This window comes from Lysinibacillus sp. NPDC094177, from assembly GCF_050279145.1.
Taxonomy (GTDB): Bacteria; Bacillota; Bacilli; order Bacillales_A; family Planococcaceae; genus Lysinibacillus.
This window is the reverse complement of sequence record NZ_JBNNTW010000007.1, coordinates 199,812-222,886: the sequence shown is the minus strand read 5'-3', so window position 1 is coordinate 222,886 and position 23,075 is coordinate 199,812. Positions and strand designations below refer to the sequence as shown.

Annotated in this window: 24 protein-coding genes; 8 read left to right on the top strand and 16 right to left on the bottom strand. The window is 37.8% G+C overall.

Translation table 11 applies throughout. The annotated features are described in order from the left end of the window. Window positions 1–192: 192 nt before the first annotated feature. The 4 genes from ACQKNC_RS13970 to prsW form a co-directional block, all read right to left on the bottom strand. Window positions 193–852 (bottom strand): flagellar brake protein, encoded by a 660-nt coding sequence (locus ACQKNC_RS13970; protein WP_427425435.1) that lies wholly within the window; start codon window positions 850–852, stop codon window positions 193–195. A 225-nt stretch (window positions 853–1,077) separates the two neighbouring features. After that, window positions 1,078–2,361, bottom strand: a complete 1,284-nt coding sequence (locus tag ACQKNC_RS13965) for a PepSY1/2 domain-containing protein (RefSeq protein WP_427425434.1) — start codon at window positions 2,359–2,361, stop codon at window positions 1,078–1,080. Between the two features lie 15 nt (window positions 2,362–2,376). Continuing rightward, on the bottom strand, window positions 2,377–3,198 hold the full coding sequence (sleB, locus tag ACQKNC_RS13960) for a spore cortex-lytic enzyme (RefSeq protein WP_427425433.1): 822 nt from the start codon (window positions 3,196–3,198) through the stop codon (window positions 2,377–2,379). Between the two features lie 458 nt (window positions 3,199–3,656). After that, the gene (gene prsW, locus ACQKNC_RS13955) at window positions 3,657–4,331 is read right to left on the bottom strand and encodes a glutamic-type intramembrane protease PrsW (RefSeq protein WP_427425432.1); all 675 of its coding nucleotides are present in this window, start codon (window positions 4,329–4,331) and stop codon (window positions 3,657–3,659) included. A 332-nt stretch (window positions 4,332–4,663) separates the two neighbouring features. Between prsW and ACQKNC_RS13950 the strand changes: the two genes are divergently transcribed. After that, the gene (locus ACQKNC_RS13950) at window positions 4,664–5,632 is read left to right on the top strand and encodes an asparaginase (protein ID WP_427425431.1); all 969 of its coding nucleotides are present in this window, start codon (window positions 4,664–4,666) and stop codon (window positions 5,630–5,632) included. 28 nt (window positions 5,633–5,660) lie between these two features. Here ACQKNC_RS13950 and ACQKNC_RS13945 read toward each other — a convergent pair whose 3' ends face one another. Then, entirely contained in the window at window positions 5,661–7,202 is a 1,542-nt protein-coding gene (locus ACQKNC_RS13945; RefSeq protein ID WP_427425430.1) for an aminotransferase class V-fold PLP-dependent enzyme, read from the bottom strand. Between the two features lie 4 nt (window positions 7,203–7,206). After that, window positions 7,207–7,767, bottom strand: coding sequence for a glycerol-3-phosphate acyltransferase (locus tag ACQKNC_RS13940; RefSeq protein WP_427425429.1), 561 nt, complete (start codon window positions 7,765–7,767; stop codon window positions 7,207–7,209). A gap of 60 nt (window positions 7,768–7,827) precedes the next feature. Between ACQKNC_RS13940 and ACQKNC_RS13935 the strand changes: the two genes are divergently transcribed. Beyond that, window positions 7,828–8,025, top strand: coding sequence for a hypothetical protein (locus tag ACQKNC_RS13935; protein ID WP_427425428.1), 198 nt, complete (start codon window positions 7,828–7,830; stop codon window positions 8,023–8,025). Between the two features lie 41 nt (window positions 8,026–8,066). On the opposite strand, the gene ACQKNC_RS13930 is transcribed toward ACQKNC_RS13935, so the two are convergent. The 5 genes from ACQKNC_RS13930 to ACQKNC_RS13910 form a co-directional block, all read right to left on the bottom strand. Then, entirely contained in the window at window positions 8,067–9,032 is a 966-nt protein-coding gene (locus ACQKNC_RS13930) for a YpdA family putative bacillithiol disulfide reductase (RefSeq protein ID WP_427425427.1), read from the bottom strand. Between the two features lie 349 nt (window positions 9,033–9,381). Continuing rightward, entirely contained in the window at window positions 9,382–10,137 is a 756-nt protein-coding gene (locus tag ACQKNC_RS13925) for a metallophosphoesterase (RefSeq protein WP_427425426.1), read from the bottom strand. Between the two features lie 159 nt (window positions 10,138–10,296). Then, window positions 10,297–11,055: a LysM peptidoglycan-binding domain-containing protein gene (locus ACQKNC_RS13920; protein WP_427425425.1), complete on the bottom strand. Its 759-nt coding sequence runs from the start codon at window positions 11,053–11,055 to the stop codon at window positions 10,297–10,299. Window positions 11,056–11,284: 229 nt separating this feature from the next. Then, window positions 11,285–12,727, bottom strand: coding sequence for a RecQ family ATP-dependent DNA helicase (locus tag ACQKNC_RS13915; protein ID WP_427425424.1), 1,443 nt, complete (start codon window positions 12,725–12,727; stop codon window positions 11,285–11,287). Further along, on the bottom strand, window positions 12,728–13,756 hold the full coding sequence (locus ACQKNC_RS13910) for a helix-turn-helix domain-containing protein (protein ID WP_427425423.1): 1,029 nt from the start codon (window positions 13,754–13,756) through the stop codon (window positions 12,728–12,730). It abuts the gene before it with no gap. A 107-nt stretch (window positions 13,757–13,863) separates the two neighbouring features. On the opposite strand from ACQKNC_RS13910, the gene ACQKNC_RS13905 reads away from it, so the two are divergent. Both ACQKNC_RS13905 and ACQKNC_RS13900 read left to right on the top strand, forming a co-directional pair. Continuing rightward, window positions 13,864–14,112, top strand: a complete 249-nt coding sequence (locus ACQKNC_RS13905) for a ferredoxin (RefSeq protein ID WP_053482601.1) — start codon at window positions 13,864–13,866, stop codon at window positions 14,110–14,112. Between the two features lie 555 nt (window positions 14,113–14,667). Then, window positions 14,668–15,450 (top strand): enoyl-ACP reductase FabI, encoded by a 783-nt coding sequence (locus tag ACQKNC_RS13900; protein WP_427425422.1) that lies wholly within the window; start codon window positions 14,668–14,670, stop codon window positions 15,448–15,450. Window positions 15,451–15,531: 81 nt separating this feature from the next. Here ACQKNC_RS13900 and ACQKNC_RS13895 read toward each other — a convergent pair whose 3' ends face one another. Beyond that, a complete protein-coding gene (locus tag ACQKNC_RS13895; RefSeq protein WP_427425421.1) occupies window positions 15,532–16,203 on the bottom strand; it encodes a peptidylprolyl isomerase in 672 nt (223 codons plus the stop codon). A gap of 175 nt (window positions 16,204–16,378) precedes the next feature. Continuing rightward, window positions 16,379–17,584: an MFS transporter gene (locus ACQKNC_RS13890; protein WP_427425420.1), complete on the bottom strand. Its 1,206-nt coding sequence runs from the start codon at window positions 17,582–17,584 to the stop codon at window positions 16,379–16,381. A gap of 311 nt (window positions 17,585–17,895) precedes the next feature. On the opposite strand from ACQKNC_RS13890, the gene ACQKNC_RS13885 reads away from it, so the two are divergent. From ACQKNC_RS13885 to ACQKNC_RS13875, 3 genes are read left to right on the top strand one after another with little or no spacing between them, the layout of a single operon-like run. After that, entirely contained in the window at window positions 17,896–18,555 is a 660-nt protein-coding gene (locus tag ACQKNC_RS13885; protein ID WP_427425419.1) for a methyl-accepting chemotaxis protein, read from the top strand. 29 nt (window positions 18,556–18,584) lie between these two features. Beyond that, a complete protein-coding gene (locus tag ACQKNC_RS13880) occupies window positions 18,585–18,713 on the top strand; it encodes a hypothetical protein (RefSeq protein WP_427425418.1) in 129 nt (42 codons plus the stop codon). Between the two features lie 14 nt (window positions 18,714–18,727). Further along, complete coding sequence (locus tag ACQKNC_RS13875) at window positions 18,728–19,279, top strand: GNAT family N-acetyltransferase (RefSeq protein WP_427425417.1); 552 nt, start codon at window positions 18,728–18,730, stop codon at window positions 19,277–19,279. Between the two features lie 51 nt (window positions 19,280–19,330). On the opposite strand, the gene ACQKNC_RS13870 is transcribed toward ACQKNC_RS13875, so the two are convergent. Further along, window positions 19,331–20,893 carry a flotillin family protein gene (locus ACQKNC_RS13870; protein WP_427425416.1) on the bottom strand — a complete coding sequence of 521 codons (1,563 nt, stop codon included), beginning with the start codon at window positions 20,891–20,893 and terminating at the stop codon, window positions 19,331–19,333. A gap of 15 nt (window positions 20,894–20,908) precedes the next feature. Beyond that, a complete protein-coding gene (locus ACQKNC_RS13865; RefSeq protein ID WP_427425415.1) occupies window positions 20,909–21,439 on the bottom strand; it encodes an NfeD family protein in 531 nt (176 codons plus the stop codon). Between the two features lie 174 nt (window positions 21,440–21,613). On the opposite strand from ACQKNC_RS13865, the gene ACQKNC_RS13860 reads away from it, so the two are divergent. After that, window positions 21,614–21,994 (top strand): hypothetical protein, encoded by a 381-nt coding sequence (locus ACQKNC_RS13860; RefSeq protein ID WP_427425414.1) that lies wholly within the window; start codon window positions 21,614–21,616, stop codon window positions 21,992–21,994. Between the two features lie 221 nt (window positions 21,995–22,215). Here ACQKNC_RS13860 and ACQKNC_RS13855 read toward each other — a convergent pair whose 3' ends face one another. Further along, window positions 22,216–22,950: a hypothetical protein gene (locus ACQKNC_RS13855; protein WP_427425413.1), complete on the bottom strand. Its 735-nt coding sequence runs from the start codon at window positions 22,948–22,950 to the stop codon at window positions 22,216–22,218. Window positions 22,951–23,075: the final 125 nt, after the last annotated feature.

Genomic DNA, 23,075 nt, shown 5'->3' with positions numbered 1-23,075 from the left:
TCTGGAGACAACATAAAAAATAGAGAAATCCGAATTTGAATGAATTCAAATTCGGATTTCTCACTAATTGAAGCTAGTTATGTCCCAGCCTCTTCTTAAATCAAATTACTACTCGAATTGAATGTGTGCTAAAATCCATGTAAATTGCCACTCACAATAGAGTTAGGAAGACTATTAATAATAGTAAAAAAATCAAGCATCAAAAGGATTTATTTCTTTACGACGATTTATTAACTGACGTTCAAAGCAGAAACGAACAATATGTTGTTGGTCTACATCATCTGTATCTGTTAGCTGTATAGTTGCAATTTTTTTGTCATCTTTTTCGAATATACGAACAACCGTCGCATCCGTGATAACGTATTTTACATCCCCATTGACATATGGTAAAACGAGAGTTAACTTAACATTATCATCATCTTGGAAAGCAATTGCCCCTTTCAAGATAACTGCTAAACCACCTGCGCTAACATCCGCTGTTACTAGCTGATATTTGTAATCTTTAAACTGTATCGCTACATCTACAGGCGTTTCCACACGAACATATTCGCGGCGTTGAATTTTGATAAATTCATCTTCCTTTGGACAATGCAACATAATCATAGGTATATTACCAGCTTTACGCCCAATCACTTCTGTATTGAAAGCAAATGATTGTTTATCCTCCGTGCGAAAAGTCGCTCTAAATTCAGAACCATCTATTAAAAAAGCTGTTTTCTTTGTGGCAATATTTATTGGATAGTCGATGTAAATAATGTTTTCTTTTTGTTCTACAACTTTACAGCGGAATTTTTCAACACGCTCTGTATAAGTTGGTTCAAGATCTAATTGTGTACCAATTTTTATTTCCATGAGCATCTCCCCGAACACAAATATACTTTTATTATCGCATGAGATGCCCATTTTGGCTATATATGATCTGGTAATTTTTTGGCTCATCACCATAACGTGGAGTTGATTTTCGTTCCAACTAAGGGCCGTACTAGGAGTGTCTCTTCCTCTAATCAACTTACATATGGCATACGTTTCAACAAATGCCATCCCAATCTTCGGTGATGGACAAGTTTTTTTCTTGAATTACGTTAAATATTCCACTTTTAAAACATTGTGATTTTCAGCGTCAATAACAATTCTGAATGTTTCTTGCGTGTTTTTATCGCGGACTGCAATTACCTCATAACAAAGGCGTTGTTCAAATTGACCGTTATCTGTATAAATATTTCTTACTTCTTCTACTTTCACATCGTCACCGAAGAAAGTTTTCCAATCAATTGGTTTTGGAGTTTGTGGTTTAATCGTCTCTGCCTGAATATATTCCATCGCATTTGCACCGAGTAACTCGCCTGTATCTTTAGCAAGTTTTAATTGCACCCCATCTGCATAAATCAATGCGTTATCGCCAGGGTGAACACGTGCAAATGTTATATGCCATGCTTGATGGTTTTCACGAGATTCCACAAATGCAACATCATTCATTCCGAGTCGTTTTACATATTCTTCAGCTTTTTTCATAATTTCATCTTGTGATAGCCTTGCTTCATCTACTGGACGTTCCACTAAATAGGATATTAAATGCCCACCCTTTTCTGTTAGATCGACATATCCTAATCGGATACCTTGGTGGAATTGGATATGATAAAACGGATATGGTGCAGTATCGCTACTTCTCGTAACAGTAAATGTTGCATCTTTTATGATAGGGAATAATTGTTTTACTTTTTCCAATGCTTCTTTTTCAGTAATAACTGAATCTTGTAATGCTTTAAGATCTATTTTTTTCTGCCAATCCGATTCACTTAATGTAAGCGGGAAGTCCTTTTCGCCGTAATCCTTTAATGTCTTTTGTACATTATCAAATGTTGTATTTGGGTTCTTAGTATCTACTTGTCTTAACCAGACATCCATCTTACCGTTGTTTTTATAAAAATCTACCGTTGCTGCTGACCATTCATCTGAAAGTGATTGTAAATTTGTAGAAACTTGTGGCATTTTTTCTCGCCAAGCTTGGTAATCACCTGTTTTAGCTGTTTTCTTTGCCTCATCTCCTAGGCGCCCTAAATAACTAAACCAGTCGTTCGACATTTCCTGCCCGATAGGAATATTCGACATAGAAGATTGAACGTCAGAGCTTAGTCGCCAAACAGAATCTAACTCATTGTGAATGGCATTGTCATCCTGAAACAATAGAGATTGTGAAACAGCTTTTTGTAGATGCGATAATTTCTCCGATGCATCCGTTAAATTATCTGTGTACTGAGCTAGCACAGTACGTTGTAAACTTACATTTTCTCCGTGCATATGAATGCTATATGCCCCTAAGCCAATAACTGCCGCAGTGAGTATAACGAGCATAGTTTTCATTTTTTTCCTCCTTTCTTATGAACAGAAAATGTGTTCTCCAATTCGTTTAATTTGTGGTCGTGACCAAATCCACTTACTTGTAGCTGTTTTGGGATTAAAATAATAAAGTGCATTTTCTGAAGGATCCCATCCATTCATAGCATCAAGAACTGCTTCTTTTGCACGTTCATTTGGTTCAAGCCAAATTTGTCCATCTGCCACCGCAGTAAACGCTAATGGTTGGAAAATAATACCAGAAATAGTATTCGGAAATTCGGGGCTTTCCAAACGATTTAAAATAACAGCCGCTACTGCTACCTGACCTTCATAAGGCTCTCCCCTAGCTTCACCATAAACCGCATTCGCCATTAACTGTACATCTCTGTCAGTATATTTTGGAGGTACTTGCGTTTTAGTCCCATTATTATTACTACTACCACTACTTTTACCTCCACCACCACCGCCGCCAGTGTTTGTTTTCACTTGCCGTTCAAGTGGCACTCCACCATAATAAGTAAATTGATTTCCTGCATTTAATTGAGCTTTAACCCATCCTTCATCGTAATCTGAATTACCTGATAAAGTTTTTTTAGTTTTAGCACCAGCTATTCCATCTACTGGTAAACCATATTTCTCTTGGAAAATTCGTAAAGCCCAATATGTGTTATAGCCAAATTTGCCATCAATTTTACTTTTATAATATCCTAAGTATTGTAGCCTTGCCTGTAACTCAATTACATCATCTCCATAAGCACCACGAGAAATCTGTTGCTCGGTAAATGCAATGGCATCATTTTGCGGAATAGCAAATATACTAATCCCCAATATAAAAGCAAAAACTATGCTTACTAAACGCATTATTATCACTCCTTTTTTTCATAGCTTGAAACAAACGACTCATTTTATACATATCAATTTTTCCTCAGCAAAATTGCGTTTGGAATCGGCTTTGTGCTTAGGCCTGCACGTGGGCCGACACAATGTTGGTCATTTCGGTAATGCTACAGGACGTGGCGTTTTTACCGATGCAGTTCAGTTAGCCGTTATCGCATGGATGCGATGATTTTAGGCTAACTTCATTTAAGAATTCCTTTCCAATTCCATGACATCCACCGGAGGCTTTAGGCCAACAGATGTTTTTTGCGCGGGAGTGTAGTGCTAACGCAGCGTCAGCAACGTGTTTTTGTCTGTGCGAAAGCAAAGCGACAGCAAAATGGTTTTATCTGCGCGAAAGCAAAGCAACAGCTACAGATGTTTTTTGCTGAAAGAAGTTAAAAAATAGAAAAGCGCAGAAATCTTTTTTAGATTTCTACGCTTTATATTTTTTTATGCATATGCAAATGTTGTACTAGGTGATAGTGAGCGAGCTTGACTTTTCGTAGCCCAAACCACCACAAAAATAGCATAAAAGGTATCATTAAATATACCCAATACCCTTTGAATGATAAAATTGTATTATATAAAATGTGTAATACTACCGGTGCACAAAGCGCCATAGCAATCATTTCTTTCGTCTTTGCATGCTTTGAAAACTTGGCACGTCCATAATAATAGCCCATTACAACACCGAACAAAGCATGACTTGATACGGGTAATAATGCACGCATAAATGCAGTATTCAAACCGAAAGAAAATAAATAAAGCACATTTTCTATCGTGGCAAAACCAAGAGATATACTTGCACCATACAGTATGCCATCATAAGGATCATCGAATTCTACATGATTGTAGATTGCGATTAAAAGCACAAACCATTTAAAAAACTCTTCAACTACACTAGAAAATACTACATCTTGTAGATAAAGATAATGAAAGACCCCTTCCTCTGTTAATACATATTGTAGAAACAAGATTGGGAACGTTAAAAATGCGCCATACAAAAACGTTTGAAGTAAGGTTCTTCTTGGCTCCGTTGCCATCTGATTGCGCAAATAGAAGTAACTAAAAAGCGCTAGACCGGGAGCAATGGCAGCTGATAATAAAATGATCATGATGCCGGCTCCTTTCAAAAAAATCAATTTTCGCCTTGACATTATTATGTTGAGATTTTAAATTATGTTAGCACAATTTAAAATTCGACATCCTCACGAGGCTATAGATCACCACTTTGGCATTTCGTAGGATGTAAAATTTCTTAGCCTAAGTTTATCTTTTTCGGTCGTTTGTTGGACACCCAAATAATACATTCGTATATCTCAGGTGGAAAACTTCTGTACCATCAAGCTTTCGTTTTCAACAAAAAAATATCTGTTACATGAAGATAAACTGCTATTATTATACCATGATATGACATAAAACTTTTTAAAAGGAGATAATATTTTTTATGAAAAAAACAATTTTATTAATTCATACAGGTGGAACAATTTCTATGGCGATGAGTGATGAAGGTGCAGTAATGCCAAACAAGGAAAATCCTCTAATAAAGGAAAGCAACAAACTTGATGCACTTGCCACAATTATTGAAATGGAGGCTTTTAACCTCCCATCACCACATATTACACAAAAAGAAATGCTTAAATTACGTAATCTGATTATCGAAAAAGTTGCGGAAGAGCAAATTGATGGCGTTGTTATCACCCATGGTACTGATACATTAGAAGAAACAGCATATTTTTTAGAGTTAACAACTGATTTATCAATTCCTATTGTCTTAACAGGTGCAATGCGCTCCTCAAACGAACTTGGTGCAGATGGTATTTATAATTTGGTAGAAGCCGTTCGTGTAGCCGTTGCTGAAGAAGCTCGTGAGAAAGGTGTGCTTGTTGTCATGAATGACGAGGTCCATCTTGCTGTTAACACTACAAAAACAAGTACCAGTTCAGTAAATACCTTTCAGTCACCTCAATATGGCCCGATCGGACTTATTACAAAATCAAGAATATTGATTCACCATGCCCCTATCCGCCGTCAATATGTAGATGTCGATGGATTATCAAAACGAGTAGCCATGCTGAAAGTATATGCTGGCATGGAGGTTGACTTACTTGATGTAGTACTCGCATGTAAATATGATGGCGTTGTGTTAGAAGGCCTTGGACAAGGCAACGTCCCTCCAACAGTTGTTAAAGGTATCGAAAGTCTTTTAGAGCGCGGTATTCCTGTCATACTCGTATCCCGTTGTTTTAACGGTATTGCAGAAGGTGTCTACGGCTATGTTGGTGGTGGCAAAATGCTCGAAGACTTAGGCGCTATATTTGCAACTGGTATTAATGGTCAAAAGGCGCGATTAAAATTATTAATTGGGCTCAACAAAGTTGGAACTCCTCTTGATTTAAAGGAATTTTTCATGTAAGGCTAATGTATTCGACATTCCCTTTTGCTTATGCATCTATAATTTGCTTATAATTATCCAAGATATTATGTAAATGATTGATTGCTATCTCAAAATCCGGCTGAATAACAGACAGCTGTATGAAATTTCTTTCACGTAAGTATTGACTATCCGAATGAACATAAAAACCATTTAATTTTAAATCTCTCTGTAGATTTGCCAAAGCCTTAGGAAGTTGTAAAGTGATTAGCATCGGATACTGTCTAGTTGAAACCTGATATTGCATAAATGGTAGCTGCAGTAATGTTTTAAAGCGTTGCTGTAGCTGTCCATATCTTTCTGGATATGCTTGTAATGCTGCAGTAACATTTGCAACAAGTACTGCTGGTAATGTAAATGGAATTGCACCTTGCTGGTAATTAGCTAAATCGAGGTAAGCAGGTAATGTCGTAGAAGATTTCACAATGTTTTGCGAAAAAACAAAAGCCAAGCCACTAAGTGCACCAATTGCTTTTCCACTCACCGCAGTCGCTAAATAACAATCTTTTAAAGAAAATGGCATTGCTCCAAAAGTACTAATACAATCAATGCAAAGCTTTATATTATAACGCTTAGTAAGCTGTAAAATTTCCTTTAAATCATTACAAGTACCAGTCGACGTTTCTCCATGTACTACAAGAAGCCATTGATAAGATCTGTTTAGCAAATAAGAGTCCAGCATATTTGTATCAAAGGAACTTCCCCAATCTTGCTCGATTACATCAAAATCTAATGACCATCTCTCTGCTTGTTTTCGAAGACGTTCTCCAAACTCACCATTTGTTAAAATTAGTCCACACCCTAATTGTTGAGCCTTCAATTGCCCCAGCATTACTTCATTTGCCAATGTCCCTGTTCCTACAATTGTAGCTACATGCTCTGCCTCTGATAATTGAAGCAACTTATTTCTCATTTGCTCAAATAATGATTGAAAGCCTAACGAACGATGAGAAAGCTCAGAATACATAAATGGTTCGCTTTGTTTCACTGGACCTGGATAAAATGTATAGCACTCCTTCGCAAGTCTTTGCTGCAAAGACTTTTCAAATTGCTGTCTCCTTAATACCATTGGTAAAAATAAAGCATCTTCTGTCCCTGTAGCAGGTGCAAATTGGGTAAATCCCATTTGCTTATAAAGTTTCTCTTCACGAGTAGTACCTGAGATAACCGCTGCCGAATAACCTTTTTCGTAGGCAAAAGCTGTTAATGCCTGTGTCAACTTTAGTAGTACCCTCCCTGTTCTATATGCCCTCTTGACGGCAAGCAATCGAATTTCACATAGCTTAGTACTAATTTCCTTTGATAAATACTGCTCAACCTTTCCTATCTTTTCATCAATCGAAAACGGCCTTTGATCTCTAAATGCAAGCATGCCAATTAGTTCTATTCCTTTATAAACAACAATATATGTATTTTCATGATGAAAACGGTCAACTTTTTTTCTCTCGGGGTTGGGTTTATGCTGTGGAATTTCTTCGACAAAGGTTTCATAATTTAATCGCGCAATTTCCTCAAACTCCGCTTCTGTATGCGCAATTTTACACCAATACATAAAATCACTTCCTTTTTTCTAAAGCTTCTTTAATATTTGACATATGCTTAAAAATCATCAAAATCATTGCTACTAGCATTGGAAAATATAACATTAATTTATCAATATAAAAAATCGTTCCAACATAAAATAGAAACCCACCTAGCATACTAAGAGTTAAACTTCTAGTGACACTCAGTGTAATAGCTGAACCTACAACCATCATAGAAAATAAGCTCGGTGACAATGCCAGACCTACACCTATAAAAGTCGCTACTCCTTTTCCTCCATTAAACTTAAGCCAAAATGGAAACATATGACCAATCATACCCAAACTAGCACCTAAAACGATTTCCCATTCTTCGAAATGCAATAAACGACCTGCACCAACAATGAGCACACCTTTTAAAGAATCCCCTAAAAAGGTCCATAGAAAAGCACCTTTCCCAATCACACTACCAGCATTTCTAGCCCCTAAGTTTTTACTTCTTTCTTCCTGTAAATTAACACCATACGCTTTTCCAACGAAATACGCCGTCATAAAGTTCCCTACAATATAACTTAGAAACCAATATAATCCAAGCATACTTTCACACCTTTTTATCAACTTCGATTAGAGAAATATTGCTCATCACCATAACAGGGGTTGATTTCCGTTCCGAATGGATGCTTTCCTGCAGGCGTCTTCCGTCGCTCTAGCTTTTCTTTCCGTCGCTTTGGCTTTTCCATCCGTCACTTCGGCTCTTCTTTCCGTCGCTTCGGCTCTTCTTTCCGTCGCTTCGGCTCTTCTTTCCGTCGCTTCGATTTTATCCCCATCGCTTTCGCTCTATATCCGTCACTTTAATAAAAGCTGTATAAGCTTACATGCCTATACAGCTTCTATTGCTATTTCGCTCTTTCTACAATTGTCTTTGCAATACAATCGCCATGGAAACGGCCATTTTCAATAAAAATTTCATTGGCATTATTTCCAGCTGCAATAACTCCCGCAATGAATAATCCTTCTACATTCGTTTCCATAGTTTCCTGATTAAAGAAAGGACGTCCCGTTTCATAATCAATAGAGACACCCATTGCTCGAATAAATGAATGGTCTGGATGATAACCTGTCATCGCAAAAACAAAATCATTTTTTAAAATTTTCTTGCTACCATCAATTTCTACTACAACCTCATGCTCACGGATTTCCAGTATATTTGTATTGAAATGCATTTGGACTTCTCCATTTCGTACTACTCCTTCAAATTCTGGTAAAACCCATGGCTTGATGCTAGGTGAATACTCACTACCACGATAGGCTACAGTGACTCGAGCTCCAGCCTTATTCAACTCAAGCGCCGCATCCACTGCCGAATTTTTTCCACCTATCACAATAACATCAGTATCAAAAAATTCATGTCCCTCTTTAAAGTAATGGAAGACTTTCGGTAATTTCTCGCCTGGAATGTTTATATAATTTGGATGGTCATAGTAACCTGTTGCGATCACAACATAAGGTGTTGTATAAACCCCTTTATTAGTCGTTACTGTAAATACCACTCCATTTTTTACAACGCTATTTACTTTCTCGAAGCGGTTTACTTGAATATCTTTCAAACGCGAAACTTCTCGATAATAAACTAGTGCTTGATTTCGTTTTGGTTTACGACCTTCAATAATAAAGGGCACATCACCGATAGCTAGACGTTCACTCGTGCTAAAAAAAGTTTGATGTGTAGGGTAATTGTAAATCGCATTTACGATATTTCCTTTTTCAATGACAATTGGCTTTAATCCAATATTTTGCAAGGCTATTGCCGCTGCTAAACCACATGGGCCGCCTCCAACAATAATTGCATCTACTTGCTGCATTTCTTGACACTCCTATCAACTTTGTATCAGCAATTTGCTAATACTTTACTTTTAACTTCTTTCAGAAGAAGTCTCCCACCTCTATAGACGGTGAAATGAATGCGGGTTTAAGTTACTTTTCAGCGGGTGTCCAAACAACCTCTGAAATAAGTTAAAGCCTCCGGCGGATGTCACGGAAATCGGAAAGGAGTTCTTTGTGCATGCACTAAGCCGATTCCGGACGCATTGTTTATCTGTGCGAAAGCGAAGCGACAGCAACAATTATACCAAGGCATAATTGATTAATCGGGCTTTTACCGAATAATTCCTTATAGCTTCCATTATACGCCTTCTATCGAGTTTTGGTTGTTTATTTACCCGAAATTTCAATGTCAATAATATGACACTGTGGTCTCGCGCCAAGTCGGAAAGGTAATAATGTAGTACCATAGCCGTTACTTACTAACGTCATCACACCTTCACGCTCTCGATATGAGCCATTCGGATGCACACCGTATGGGCCAATTCTAATTTGACCACCATGTAAATGCCCACCAATCATTAAATCTGCTCTAAATTTTGCACGGACTCTTGCAAAAACACCAGGGTTATGTGAGATGAAAACAACTAAGTCTTTCTCTCCTACCTTTGTAAATGCTTCATCAAAGCTGTATTTCATTGTAGATGTGTCTTCAATTGCATTTAGCCAAAAGCGATTTTTTTTAGGTAATAATACAGCATCATTGGCGATGATCTGAACACCATGTTCCTGTAAAATACTTCGTAATCGCTCTTCACCTACTTCTCTGTCATTATTACCCCATACAAAATAAGTTGGTCCTAAAGGCGTTAATAATTTTAGATTGTCATGAATACGTTGAATAGGTGTGCGTCCATCTGCAAAATCTCCACCAATAATAACAGCATCAAAATGACCATCTAACTGCTCAATCATCTGGCGATTAATTTTGCGTAAATGTGTATCCGAAATAAAAAACAGTCGAATCTTTTCCTGTTCACCCTTTAATAGCAATTGATGATGTAAAACATTATTTTCATGTGCCACCTTCAACATATAAAGTAGGAACGCGATGACTACTAAAACAAATAGTCCAATATAAATCATTCCCTCACATCTCCTTACGAAAGCAAAAAGACGATTCGTAATAATGAAGAATCGTCTTTTTACTAAATCAGACGTACGCCTCAACCATATTTGGTTTTAACGTTTGTCCATTATTTTATACTAGAAAAACTTCATTGCCAAAGAATGACACCGCTTTTCTTATGGTAACTTAATAACTTGCCCAACCATTACATTATTAGAAGACATACCGTTTGCTGCACGAATTTTCGATAGTGTCGCTTCACTTCCATCACCGTAGTGATTCAATGCAATACGATATAGATTTTCATTTTGCTTTACTGTATGGGTACTTGCATTAGCAGATTGTTTTGCTTCTTCTGCTTTACGTGCCTCCTCGGCTTTTCGTGCTTGTTCAGCCTTTTTAGCCTCTTCCGCTTTTCTAGCCGTTTCTGATTCTGCCTGTGCTATTCTAGCTTGCTCAGCTTTTCTAACTTCTTCAGCCTTCTTGTCTGTTTCAGCCTTTTTCGCTTCCTCAGCTGCCTTCTGTTCAGTTGCTAATTTCTCAGCATCTTTTTTAGACGGCTCCTTTGTTTTGTTTTCTTTGTCTGCTTTTTCGCCTTCTTTGTTTTTGTCAGTTGATGCAGATACCTTAGTTTTATCCCCTGACTTGTCAATCTCTACAATTTGATCCGAAGAATTTTTTTCAGCCTCTTCAATTGTTTTACCAGGTTCATAGAATTTTAAAAAATAGACTAATATCGATAATGGAATTAAGATAAAAATTACAAAAAGAATCGTCATTAATGGCGGTTTTCGCTTTGTATTTTTTGGCTTTTTATTGTCATTTCCATTTTTATTCATTCTTGAAACTCTAGATAAAGCTTGCTGTTCTTTTTGTTCTTCTTCAAAAGATTGACGATGTTCTTCGATTTTATCGCGATAATCTTCTTTACTCATTCGCCTTTCCTCCAACCTTACTACGCATTCTATCATTCTATTATGACGAATTTTGCGAAAAAAGTAAATGACCGTCAGTTATAGTCTAAAAAGGGCATATCACCATAATGTAAGATTGATTTCCGTTTCGACTGCCTCTTTCCTGGGGGCGTCCAGTCTTCACTCCAATCAACTTATATATATGGCATACGTTTTAAGAAGTGCCATCCAAACTTTTGGTGATGTGCTTCTATAAACCCATTAAGAGTTGCTTTAACCGACTTTCCCATGGAATCATTTCTATTTTCTTCTCTTCCTTCAAGCGTACTTTATTGATTTCATCATAATGGATTCCACAATTTTCACAACAGTTTTCCGGTTTTTTCAACAATTTTTGCCCAAAATACCCGACTAGCTGTGTCCGAATACAGTCTTTGGTCTGAGTAATTTTTTGCATTTTATCGACTGCACGATATTTTTCTAGTGCCAAATGATTTAGACGTACTTTAACTTGTTCCATCATTTCTTGTTGTAGCCAGTAATCAAGCACACGAAAAGCGGTCTCACTCAGCTCTCCATTTTTCAGCATTTGAGAAGGGTGTATGTGTTGATTTAGTAGTTCCTGATACCGATCGACATGACTAGGAGTTGGCAAATCGCCTGTTACAACAAATTTCGCAAATTCCTCGTCACCATCACTATAAAGTAAAATCGCGAGCGCTGGTTGACCATCTCGCCCTGCGCGGCCAATCTCCTGCATGTAATTTTCTACATTAGCAGGCATCGTTTCATGGATGACCTGACGAATATCTGACTTATTGATACCCATTCCAAAAGCATTTGTGGCCACAATCCAGTCGAGTTCCCCGTCAATAAATTGTTGCTGAATAAACTGACGGTCCTCAGCACCGTAGCCAGCATGATAAGCTGCCGCTCGTATACCTGCCTGTATAAGCGCTTCGCTATATTGTTCAGCACGTTTTCGCGAGGACATATATAATATACCCGGTCCTGCAGTCTCTTTAACATGCTGTAAAATCCAGTGCAGTTTATCTGCTCTGTCCTCAAATACAACACGCCCAAGATGAATATTAGGTCGATCCACATTATATAAAAATTCAAATGGTGTCTGTAGCGACAATGTATCTCGTATATCATTAACTACTTTATTCGTCGCAGTGGCTGATAATGCTAAAACCGGTGGACGATTTTCTTGTGAAAACCATTGTCCGATTCGTAAATAATCTGGACGAAAATCAAAGCCCCATTGAGAAATACAATGTGCCTCGTCCACTACGATAAGACCTAGCTGCATTTGTGAGAGCTTGTCCTGGACTTGTTGCTGTAAAAGCATCTCTGGTGATGTAAATATAAAACGAAACTGCTCTAAAAAATGTAACACATATCGTTTTTCACTTATGGTTAAAAATGAATTTAAAGCAACTACCCTTTTTTCACCAAAGCGTTTTAGCTCCTCCACCTGATCCTGCATTAGAGAAAGCAAAGGAGAAACAATTAATATAGGCTTCTGCAAAATATATCCCGGCAACTGATAGCAAAGTGATTTCCCCATTCCTGTTGGTAATAAAGCAATAACATCTTTTTCTTCTAGAATTGCTTCAATGACCTCTTTTTGGCCTGGACGAAATGTTGTATAGCCAAAATACTTTGCTAACGTTTGTTCAAGTTCCATTTATACTTCTCCTTTCGCGAGGACAAGCCTTAACTGGAAATAACTCATACCTTCAACTACTTCATGCAATGTTTTCAATTTTTTGGTTTGATAGTGTTTCGATGCCTGCCAAACTTTTTCCGCTTCTTCATAAGAGACGAATGGACCAATAGAAAAGTTCGGTTCATTCATGGCCAATTCTACCAAATGATCCTCAATTGTACTTTGTTTTAGTTTCCTTATTTGCACAATTTGTTCAATCGAATAGCCCTGTTCATACAATTGTGCTGTTTGCTGTGCCGAATCTGTTAATAAAGCTTTTACTCTTAATTCCTCCGCCATTTTACCAAGTAACGGATAATCTTTTGTCTGATGAACTTCATTTAATAATGTATGTAGCAATTCTATAAACGCTAATTGACAATCTAAAACTGTTTCCTTACGTTCACTAGCAAGCTGCTGCCACGTCCATCCTGGTAAACTATTGCCACTCAATCGATAGAGGACAAGCTGTTTGTTAGCGTCAGATAAGGGTAACACAGAAAGCACACGTTCACATTCTTCCAATAATCGCTGCTGTAAATGCCCATTTTGATAGTTATGCTCGACTAAAAATGTACGAACCCACGACTGAATATTCGTATCCCTACTAATGGGAGAAAAAGAACGAACCCCAGCACTTTGATAGGATAAACTTTGTACAATTAACGAGAGCCTCGCAAAAAATACATGCTCATTTCCCCTATAATGCCACCCATCAAATAAAAAATCTGGTGACTGCTCCGCTCGCTGTAAACCTAACTTGTACATAGAATAATGACCAGATTCTTGCATAATTAACCAACTATACTGCAAAAATGTAGAAACAGCTTCATCAAATGTCTTCCGAGGTAGCTTAGGTAATAGCCCGAAATAATTATGCAACTGAAATAGACCAATGTCTTGAATTGTCTGGCCTGAGCGCTTTCCTCTTAATACATGATAAGCAGCAGAAATAGTACGTTCGTTGTTTAGTTTTTGAAAGATTTGCAATAAAATTTGATGAAACATAAACGCAAATTCCTCCAATTTAATAGTATTTATGTTGAAATGTAAGATAAACATCTTTAAAATGAGAATGAAGCTTTGTAGGAACATGTAAAAGGAGAGATATAAAAATGGCTAAATTCACAATTGTTGATAAAGATACATGCATCGCTTGTGGCGCTTGCGGAGCCGCAGCACCGGATATTTATGATTATGATGATGAAGGTATTGCCTTCGTTATTTTAGATGATAACATGGGAACTGCTGAAGTTCCAGAAGATCTACTAGAAGACATGCAAGATGCTTTCGAAGGATGCCCAACTGACTCAATCAAAGTAGCAGATGAAACTTTTGATGGCGACTCATTAAAATTCGAATAGTCTTAGTATCTTTAAAGGCATCCTTAACTGGGTGCCTTTATTTTATCCCCTCGTTACAAACACCAAAATTAGATTACATGTTAATTCTCTGGCTCATCACCATAACGAGTGGTTGATTTCCGTTCCGATTGGGCGCTTTTATCGCTGCATGGTCTCGGGCCAACAGATGTCTTTTGCGCGAAAGCGAAGCGGCAGCGGCACCGATGTTGATCACGAAGGCGTTATCACAGGACGTGATGGTTTTAGCCTTCGTTCCTCTATTCGCTGATCCCCAAGGAGTCGCCCAGTCTCACTCCAATCAACTAATACCCGGCAGATGTATCAACAAATGTCATTCACAACTTTTGGCGATGAGCCACTTTATTTTAAAATCTTGTATCACAAAAAATAACATCTACTACATTCTCTAACATCCTATAGACGAATCTTTTTGTACTTTTCAAAGTAAAGTTGGTCACTCTTTTCATCTTGTTATTGCAACCATTTTTTATGTATGATAAGATTTTAGTAGTTGGTACTAATAACAGATATTATTTCATAAAGGGGTTCTTATAGATGATGGATAATTTATTACAATTAAAAGATAAGAATATTGTCGTAATGGGCGTGGCAAACGATCGAAGTATTGCTTGGGGTATCGCTAAACGTTTATTTGACGTAGGTGCAAATGTTATTTTCACATATCGCCAAGAACGTTCATTAAAAAAATTACAAAAGCAATTAGAGAATATCGGACAATCCGATTCACTTATCGTACAATGTGATGTCAACAGCGACGAAAGCACAAAAGCAGCTTTCGATGAAATCGGTACAAAAGTAGGAGTAATCCATGGGATCGTGCACTCAGTAGCCTTTGCCAACGCAGAAGATTTACACAATCGCTTCTTAGAAACAACTCGTGATGGCTATGCATTTGCACAAGATACTAGCGCCTATTCCCTTATTTCAGCAGCAAAAGCCGCACATCCTTATATGACTGAGGGCGGTTCTATCGTAACAATGAGTTACTTAGGAGCTGAGCGAGTACTTGATGGCTATAATGTTATGGGTGTAGCGAAAGCTGCATTAGAGGCATCTATGCGCTATCTTGCTGCAGATATCGGCAAAGATAATATTCGCGTTAATGCTATCTCAGCTGGAGCGATTCGCACACTTGCTGCAAAAGGAGTTCCTTCATTCAATACAATTTTACACAAAATTGAAGAAACAGCTCCATTAAAACGTAATGTTCAACAAGACGAAGTGGCAGATATGACAATCGTGATGCTTTCTCACTTATCACGCGGTGTAACAGGCGAAACGATTTACATCGACTCAGGCTACAATATTATGGGATAAATACAAAGAAGCATGGAAGATCATCATCGATCTCTCATGCTTCTTTTTTCATAATATACCTACTAGTTAGTTTTACAGCTGTTATTTTAGTACCTTTGGAGCTGGGTAATCAAAGCCTTTTGTATCTACTTCCACCTTTTTCATCTGCTGATCTTTTAATGGCTTCTCTCCATCTCGTTCAGCAGTAGCGATAGCATCTACTGTTTCCATCCCCTCGATCACTTTTCCAAAAGCAGCATATTGACCATCAAGTTGCGGTGTATCCTTTACCATAATGAAAAATTGAGATCCTCCAGAATTCAGATCCTGCGAACGAGCCATTGAGATGACACCACGTTTATGCTTTAAGTCATTGTTAAAACCATTTAATGAAAACTCACCTTCTATCGAATAGCCTGGTCCACCCGTACCATTACCCGATGGATCTCCACCTTGAATCATAAAATCAGGGACAACTCGATGGAAAATAAGACCATCATAAAAACCTTTTTTAACTAAGGAAATAAAATTAGCTACCGTATTCGGCGCTTTAGAAGGCTCTAATTCGATTACAATTTTTTCATCATTGTTCATCGTAATCGTTACAATTGGATTTTCCTTCACATTTGATGAATAATCCACTTTTTCTTCCGCTTTCTTTGCCGTATTTCCCTCCGATTGCCCACTTTCTTTAGCGGCTCCACAACCCGTCAAAACAAATGCGAACGCCAACAAAGCAAAGACAAAAGTAAATCCTTTATAACGAGTAAACATATTCTTTCAACTCCTCTTTATAACCAGTCTACTCATTATACTATCAGATAGTTTATGACAAATCATTTTTATAAAAGATGATGAAGATTTTATATTTACATAAATATAAAACTATCAAATGGTGCCTCAAACAAACTACCTATTATGAATGCGAACAAGATAATTAAAACAATCCCTATTGCCCTACTGCAATGCGCTGTTTAGCAATAATACCCCTCAGTAAAAAGGATAATAGGCATGCAATAACTAAAAATACAGCAATCATTACAATAACGCCTCCCCAGCCGTAATGCATCCAATATATCCCCCCTACTGTTCCTCCAACACTTGAACCAAAATAATAAAAAAATAAATAGAGTGAAGACGCTTGCGCTTTATCATGAGTGGCTCGTTTACTTACCCAGCCACTGGCAATCGAGTGTGCCGCGAAGAAACCAAATGTAAAGATTGTAATCCCTAAAATTTTCAAACTAAGTAGCCCATTTAAAGTAAAAATTGCCCCTGTAAACATAATCGCAATGGACAATAACAGCATCTTTTGACGACCATATTGATCAGCCAGACTACCAAACCAAGCAGAGCTAAAAGTACCCACTAAGTAAATCACAAAAATCCAACCAACAATTGTGGCACTTAAATTATAAGGTGGTGCCATCAATTTAAAGCCAATGTAGTTATAAAGGGTCACAAAGCTTCCCATTAATACAAAGCTAATACCAAAAAGACAAAGCATAGATGGATCCTTCAAATGCTGCAAAAGAGATGTAGCCAATGATTTGAACTGCAATGGACGTGCTGTAAAATGCTTAGAGTTAGGTAGCATCCAGATAAATAACACGCTAATTATAAGACTGATGACACCCAGTACAATCATCCCCACCTGCCAATTGTAAAGATCCGTTAATGTCCCTATAATAACTCGTCCACTAAGGCCACCTACCGAATTACCACTTATGTATAAGCCCATCGCAATACCTAAACTAGCTGGATCCATTTCCTCACCTAAATAAGCCATCGCAATCGCTGGCAATCCTGCAAATACAACGCCCTGTATAACACGTAACACTAATATCGTTTCAAAATTAGGAGAAAAGGCAAGTGCAAGTGTAATAATAGATGCTGCAAAAACAGAAATCGTCATCAAAGATTTCCTGCCCCATGCCTCTGATAATGAACCAACAATAATCATGCTGATGGATAACGCAAAGGTTGTCACAGAAAGCGTTAAACTCGCAACTGCAGGTGATACATGAAACTCCTTCGCAAATGTTGGTAATAATGGCTGTGAAACATATAAGTTGGCGAAGGTAATAAAGCCCGCTAAAAATAAAGCCCAGTTTGCTTTATAAAACGTCTTAGTCCCCTTTTGAATGTAATCCATTTCTCTCTCTCCTTAACGTTCTTCCAATTCTACTATTAGTCTAATACAATATTCTTCAAAACACACGATACTCCGTCAACAAATGGACAAATTCATCTCTGCTTCTAGAGTCACGCACATTTTTTTATTTGACAATTTTACAGCGACTATCATTACATATTAGGACTAATTTTCCATATATAAATTTATTTTTTGTCTATTTTGAGTTGGCAATTATTGTGTTACAGTGAAAGTAATCATCTAGCAATCATTGTCAATATGAGCTCCGATGACTAAACTATTTTTCGTTGCACAGACTTGGAGGAATGTTCATGAAAATTATTGAAGCTTTAGCCCTTTCAGCACCCTATATCCACCTTGCATTAAAGGAAGAGGCAATCGTGGCTGTCATTGAGAAAGAAAATGAAACAGTTATAAAATATTTAGCTGGCAACAGTGTAGATTCAGGCTATCAAGATGGACAAAAAGTAAATGCAAATGATCAAAATGTTTTCATTGCCTTTAATGGAAAAAATGCTGATGTCATTATACCAAAGGATGTATACGGAGTTTCCATCAATGCTTTTTCATTTCCAATCCGCGAAAATGGTAAAGTCGTAGGTGCCCTGGCATTTGGACTGCCAATCGACAATGAGCTTAAACTCGAGGATTATATGAGTACAATGGATAGCATTGTAAACAGCTTACAGGACAAAGTACATACTATTGCCTCACATTCCGAGGAATTAGCAGCAACAAGTGAGGAAATCAACAAACAGGCACAGCACGCTCTTGAAGATTCAGAGAAAACAAATGAAGTAACAGATTTAATAAAAAGTATTTCTCGCCAAACTAATTTACTCGGCTTAAACGCATCTATTGAGGCGGCTCGTGCGGGTCAGCATGGCGCCGGCTTTAACATCGTAGCGCAGGACTATCCTTTGAAACATCTAGCGCCACGGAAAACATTGAAGCATCCCTACGAAATATAAATAGAAACCTTGAAAACCTTAAGCAAAATATGGGGCAAGTCAATGACGCAACGAATGAACAGGCCCAGCTCGTTCAAGATTTTAGTGAAATCATTGAGGAATTAACCGTTCTTAGTCGTGAAATGAAGGGCTTTATGCATGATGCCTTAAAACAATAAAGAGGTGGAAAATATTGAAAATTACAATTAATCCGGATTTATCTTTACGTACTGTCGAATTAGAAGATGCAAATACTGTATTTGCCTTAACAGATGCATCACGAGCATATTTACGTGAATGGTTGCCGTGGTTGGATTTCACAAAAGAAATAGCCGATACAACGGCCTATATAGAAGGCTGTATAAAAGGATACAAAGCTAAAAGTAGCCTTTCTCTTGTCATCATTTTTCGAAATGAAATAGTAGGCATTGCTGGCTTTAATACGATCAATCATAGCAATAAAATTGCTGCTATTGGGTATTGGCTTAGTGAAGGCGCTCAAGGACATGGTATTATGACGAAGACCGTACAAGCATTATTACAATATGCTTTTGGGGATTTACAGCTCAATAAGGTAGAAATTCGTGCAGCTGTAGGTAACGCAAAGAGCCGTGCCATCCCTGAGCGATTAGGCTTTACAAAAGAAGGAACGATTCGTGCAGCCGAATGGCTTTACGATCATTATGTTGACCATGTTGCTTATGGTATGCTCGCTAGCGAGTGGAAACAAATTAAGGAAAAATAGAAGTTACTCAAAAATAGCCGCCTGATATCACATATCAGGCGGCTATCTCTATTATTGTTCTACAGTTTCTTTTATTTCGTCTTGCGTTTCATTGACTGTAGCTGGTGCTCGCTTTCCTAAACCTACTGCTATTTGCTCTAGCTCAGGACGTAATGTATGCTTACCTGCATAGCTTTCGATAAGTTCCTTAACATCAATCCCTGAAGTTTCCTTCAACGATTCCTGTAATGTAGACATTAAATTAGTTGCGTAGGCAGTTACTTTATTGGCACCACCGCTTCCTTCCCCACTGCCAGTATCAACAACAGTAATTTTATCGATATTGCCAAGTGGACTCGCAAGCTCTTTCGCATATTCAGGCATCATACGTACAATCATATCAAGGACAGCTGCTTGACCATAGTATTCGAAGGCTTCCGCAATTTTACGTTTTGCCTCGGCTTCTGCCAGACCTCGAAGACGAATAATATCCGCATCTGTTTCCCCTTTTGCACGCTCAGCATCTGCTTTCGCAAGACCATCCAAACGAATTTTCTCCGCTTCTGCTTGTGCTAATGATTCGATACGGTATTTCTCCGCATCTGCCTGCGCTAGCTCACGCATTTTTGCTGCAGCTGCGTTTTGCTCGATAGCATAACGATCAGCATCAGCCTTTTTCTTAACTTCTGAATCGTATTGCTTCTCACGACGTAAAATCTCTTTTTCTTCTAACTCAATTTGCTTTTGACGTTCAATAATGCGAATTTGCATTTCCTGCTCTGTTACTTCCTGCTTTGCACGTGCAGTTTCTAGTTCATACGCTTGGTCTGCACGAGCTTTTGCAATATCTTGCTCTCGACGGAATTCTGCTACCTTTAATTGATTTTCTTTTTCTGCTTCTGCAATTTCCGTTGCACGTTCAAGCTCTGCCTTTTGTGCTTCTTTCGATGCTTCAGCACGCTTAATACGTGTTTCCTTCTCAGCATCTGCAGTAGCAATATCCGCATCACGTTTAACTTGTGCAATACGAGGTTTACCAAGCGATTCTAAGTAACCATTTTTATCACGTACATCTTTAATCGTAAAGGAAACGATTGTCAGACCCATCTTCGCCAAGTCTTGAGATGCAACACGTTGTACTTCCTGAGAGAATTTATCACGATTTTTATAAATTTCCTCAACCGTCATTGAACCTAAGATTGAACGTAAATGACCTTCTAACACTTCACGCGCCTCATTTTCACGCTCTTCCTTTTGCTTCCCTAAAAACTGCTCCGCTGCTGTCGCAATTTCAGAAATAGAACCACCGATTTTAATGATAGCTGTACCATCAGCCATAACCGGTACACCTTGTTCCGTATACACTTCAGGCGTTGTCACATCAAGCTTACTTGATAATAAGCTTAATGGCTGTGCTTGTTGGAAAATTGGGAATACGAATGTACCGCCACCACGAATAATTTTTATACGGTTCCCTGACTCATCTTTATGTACATTTTTTGAGCCAAGATAACTACCTGTCACAATCAGTGCTTCATCAGGACCCGCTGTACGATACTTTGTCACATACAGTGCAACTAGTGCGATTAAAACAAAGGCTACAATTCCTATAACAATTAAAATCTCCATAGACATATAAATATCGCTCCTTTATAAAAATTTCTTATCATAAGATCTCACAAAAAGCGTTCCTTCTTTCACTTCTACAACAAGTACCGTCGTATCGTAATCGATAGCCTCATTGTCAAATCCTGTTGCTCGCTTCGAAATCATTCCGCTAGTCGTTTCAATAACTACCTCTCCAAAACCGTCAGTCGGGATTGGAACAATAACCTTTCCTAGCTGACCACCAAGCGATTCTTCCGTATAAGCTAAAGAAACATCGGCCGATCGTAGTGGAACAAGAACAAATAAATAAAATAGGGCACTTAAAATAACTCCGATGATACAAGCAGCAACAATGTTCCAAGCACTAGGTAAGAAGGCTAATTTTTCCAGAATAAATCCTGTTGCTGACATCAACGTAATGAAAGATAGAATGACACTTGGATTTAAAATCGGTAGCCCCTCTCCAATGCCCTCGACAGCATCACTAAAAAACGTGAATAAAAGAGTTGCAAGGCCCCCAAATATTAATCCCACTAAAAATATTTGCTCGAGTGAATAGCCAAATAGCGTCAAGTTGTTCACCCCTTTTCATTGTATTACCTACTATACGGATGCAACCTACAAAAAGTTTCGTAATTTTTCACATTTTCTTAATTTTCAAATGATAGATTTTGAAATAGTAAACTTCTTAATTTATTATTAGCCATGTTACAATAAAAGGAATAATGGCAACTAAGGAGATATTGCATGAGGCTTTCAACCATTTTAAATTTTTGTATTCTTGTATTTTTCACCTTACTATTCGTCAATGATTTTTTCCCACACACTACCATAGCAGGAACACTGTCTAAAAAAATCATCCTACTTATATTAATAGCTCTTGTGATCGTGCAAATCGCGACAGAAAAGGGTAGATATAAAAAGCTTTCAAAAAAAGCCTATGTTGGCTTAACAGTATATACAGTCGGTCTTTGGGTTGTACTAACATTGCTTGGTGGTCAGTCACAATTAGGTCTATCCTTTAACAGTCCTATTTTTTATATTATCGTACTATTTCTTGCGCTTGATTTACTACGTGTTTATCGTCAATCAAAGCAAGAGCGATTAGAGGAAAAATCAAAACAATAAATACAGTTCATCACCAAAAGTTGGGATGACATTTATTAAAACATTTACCATAATATTAGTTGATTGGCGCGGAGGCTGGGCGACTCCATGGGGATTAGCGATAGAGGAACGGAAATCACCCCCACGTTATGTTACTATCCATCTATTTCGATCTACAAAAATAAAAAGCATGTCACCGAATGGGCTTTACTTGGAAGCACCAATCGGCAGACATGCTTTTCTTAAGATTCTAGTACATTTAAAATTACATCAAGATCATTGACAGCAATATCTAGGCGTTCCTTTGCCTCCATATTTTGCTGTTTTAATTGACTAAACTCTAGCAAATTTTTCTCATGCTTTAATTTGATAGAAGACAAGCGTTCGATGCGCGATTCTACCTTTTCAATGGCTTGCTCACAAACTGCTGTCCATATCTTTTCTGAATGCTGCATTTCAGTTGTTGATGGGTTGTGTTGACGCATAATTCGTGCATATACCACTTCAATTTGTTCAATTAGTTCAGAATAAAAGTGTCGCTCAACACGAGTTGTTTGGAATGTTGGGTGCTCTACCTCTTTTGCATATGGGGTAATTTGACGTAGTAGCTTTCCAGCATTTTCTCCGAAACCATGAGATAAATTCAATACATTCATTAACTGTAACAGTAAACGAATTTCTTCTAGATTAATAAGCTGTGAATCGATGCTTTCCTTTAGCTTTAAAGATTCCATATAGCGTCGATCAAAGTGCTCAATTTCACCATTGCGTTGCTCTACTAAATGATCACTTGCATTGTCTTTTAAACTTTTAATATAGCGAATGGCATGGCTTTTTAGCTCTTCCATCGACAGCAAGTTGTCATTGTCTTGTTGTGGCTTTCCTCGTTGAACATACGCAAATGCATCCATTTTTTTGGGCCATTGTGCTACTGGGGTTTCATCTGTGACATTATAGCGTATATAAATTCCGTGCATTCCATATCCTCCAAGTCCATTAAACAAGTATCTCTAAAGACAATAAATCGAATACGCAATTTTTTCAAGTAAAAAACTTTTAAAGATTGAAAATCCTTCTTTTGAACAATAATTCAAAAATCCCG

Excerpts from the sequence above, each read along its gene's own strand:
- ACQKNC_RS13970 (WP_427425435.1), bottom strand. The coding sequence starts at position 852 with ATGGAAATAAAAATTGGTACACAATTAGATCTTGAACCAACTTATACA.
- ACQKNC_RS13965 (WP_427425434.1), bottom strand. The coding sequence starts at position 2,361 with ATGAAAACTATGCTCGTTATACTCACTGCGGCAGTTATTGGCTTAGGG.
- sleB (WP_427425433.1), bottom strand. The coding sequence starts at position 3,198 with ATGCGTTTAGTAAGCATAGTTTTTGCTTTTATATTGGGGATTAGTATA.
- prsW (WP_427425432.1), bottom strand. The coding sequence starts at position 4,331 with ATGATCATTTTATTATCAGCTGCCATTGCTCCCGGTCTAGCGCTTTTT.
- ACQKNC_RS13950 (WP_427425431.1), top strand. The coding sequence starts at position 4,664 with ATGAAAAAAACAATTTTATTAATTCATACAGGTGGAACAATTTCTATG.
- ACQKNC_RS13945 (WP_427425430.1), bottom strand. The coding sequence starts at position 7,202 with ATGTATTGGTGTAAAATTGCGCATACAGAAGCGGAGTTTGAGGAAATT.
- ACQKNC_RS13940 (WP_427425429.1), bottom strand. The coding sequence starts at position 7,767 with ATGCTTGGATTATATTGGTTTCTAAGTTATATTGTAGGGAACTTTATG.
- ACQKNC_RS13930 (WP_427425427.1), bottom strand. The coding sequence starts at position 9,032 with ATGCAGCAAGTAGATGCAATTATTGTTGGAGGCGGCCCATGTGGTTTA.
- ACQKNC_RS13925 (WP_427425426.1), bottom strand. The coding sequence starts at position 10,137 with ATGATTTATATTGGACTATTTGTTTTAGTAGTCATCGCGTTCCTACTT.
- ACQKNC_RS13920 (WP_427425425.1), bottom strand. The coding sequence starts at position 11,055 with ATGAGTAAAGAAGATTATCGCGATAAAATCGAAGAACATCGTCAATCT.
- ACQKNC_RS13915 (WP_427425424.1), bottom strand. The coding sequence starts at position 12,727 with ATGGAACTTGAACAAACGTTAGCAAAGTATTTTGGCTATACAACATTT.
- ACQKNC_RS13910 (WP_427425423.1), bottom strand. The coding sequence starts at position 13,756 with ATGTTTCATCAAATTTTATTGCAAATCTTTCAAAAACTAAACAACGAA.
- ACQKNC_RS13905 (WP_053482601.1), top strand. The coding sequence starts at position 13,864 with ATGGCTAAATTCACAATTGTTGATAAAGATACATGCATCGCTTGTGGC.
- ACQKNC_RS13900 (WP_427425422.1), top strand. The coding sequence starts at position 14,668 with ATGATGGATAATTTATTACAATTAAAAGATAAGAATATTGTCGTAATG.
- ACQKNC_RS13895 (WP_427425421.1), bottom strand. The coding sequence starts at position 16,203 with ATGTTTACTCGTTATAAAGGATTTACTTTTGTCTTTGCTTTGTTGGCG.
- ACQKNC_RS13890 (WP_427425420.1), bottom strand. The coding sequence starts at position 17,584 with ATGGATTACATTCAAAAGGGGACTAAGACGTTTTATAAAGCAAACTGG.
- ACQKNC_RS13885 (WP_427425419.1), top strand. The coding sequence starts at position 17,896 with ATGAAAATTATTGAAGCTTTAGCCCTTTCAGCACCCTATATCCACCTT.
- ACQKNC_RS13880 (WP_427425418.1), top strand. The coding sequence starts at position 18,585 with ATGGGGCAAGTCAATGACGCAACGAATGAACAGGCCCAGCTCGTTCAA.
- ACQKNC_RS13870 (WP_427425416.1), bottom strand. The coding sequence starts at position 20,893 with ATGTCTATGGAGATTTTAATTGTTATAGGAATTGTAGCCTTTGTTTTA.
- ACQKNC_RS13860 (WP_427425414.1), top strand. The coding sequence starts at position 21,614 with ATGAGGCTTTCAACCATTTTAAATTTTTGTATTCTTGTATTTTTCACC.
- ACQKNC_RS13855 (WP_427425413.1), bottom strand. The coding sequence starts at position 22,950 with ATGCACGGAATTTATATACGCTATAATGTCACAGATGAAACCCCAGTA.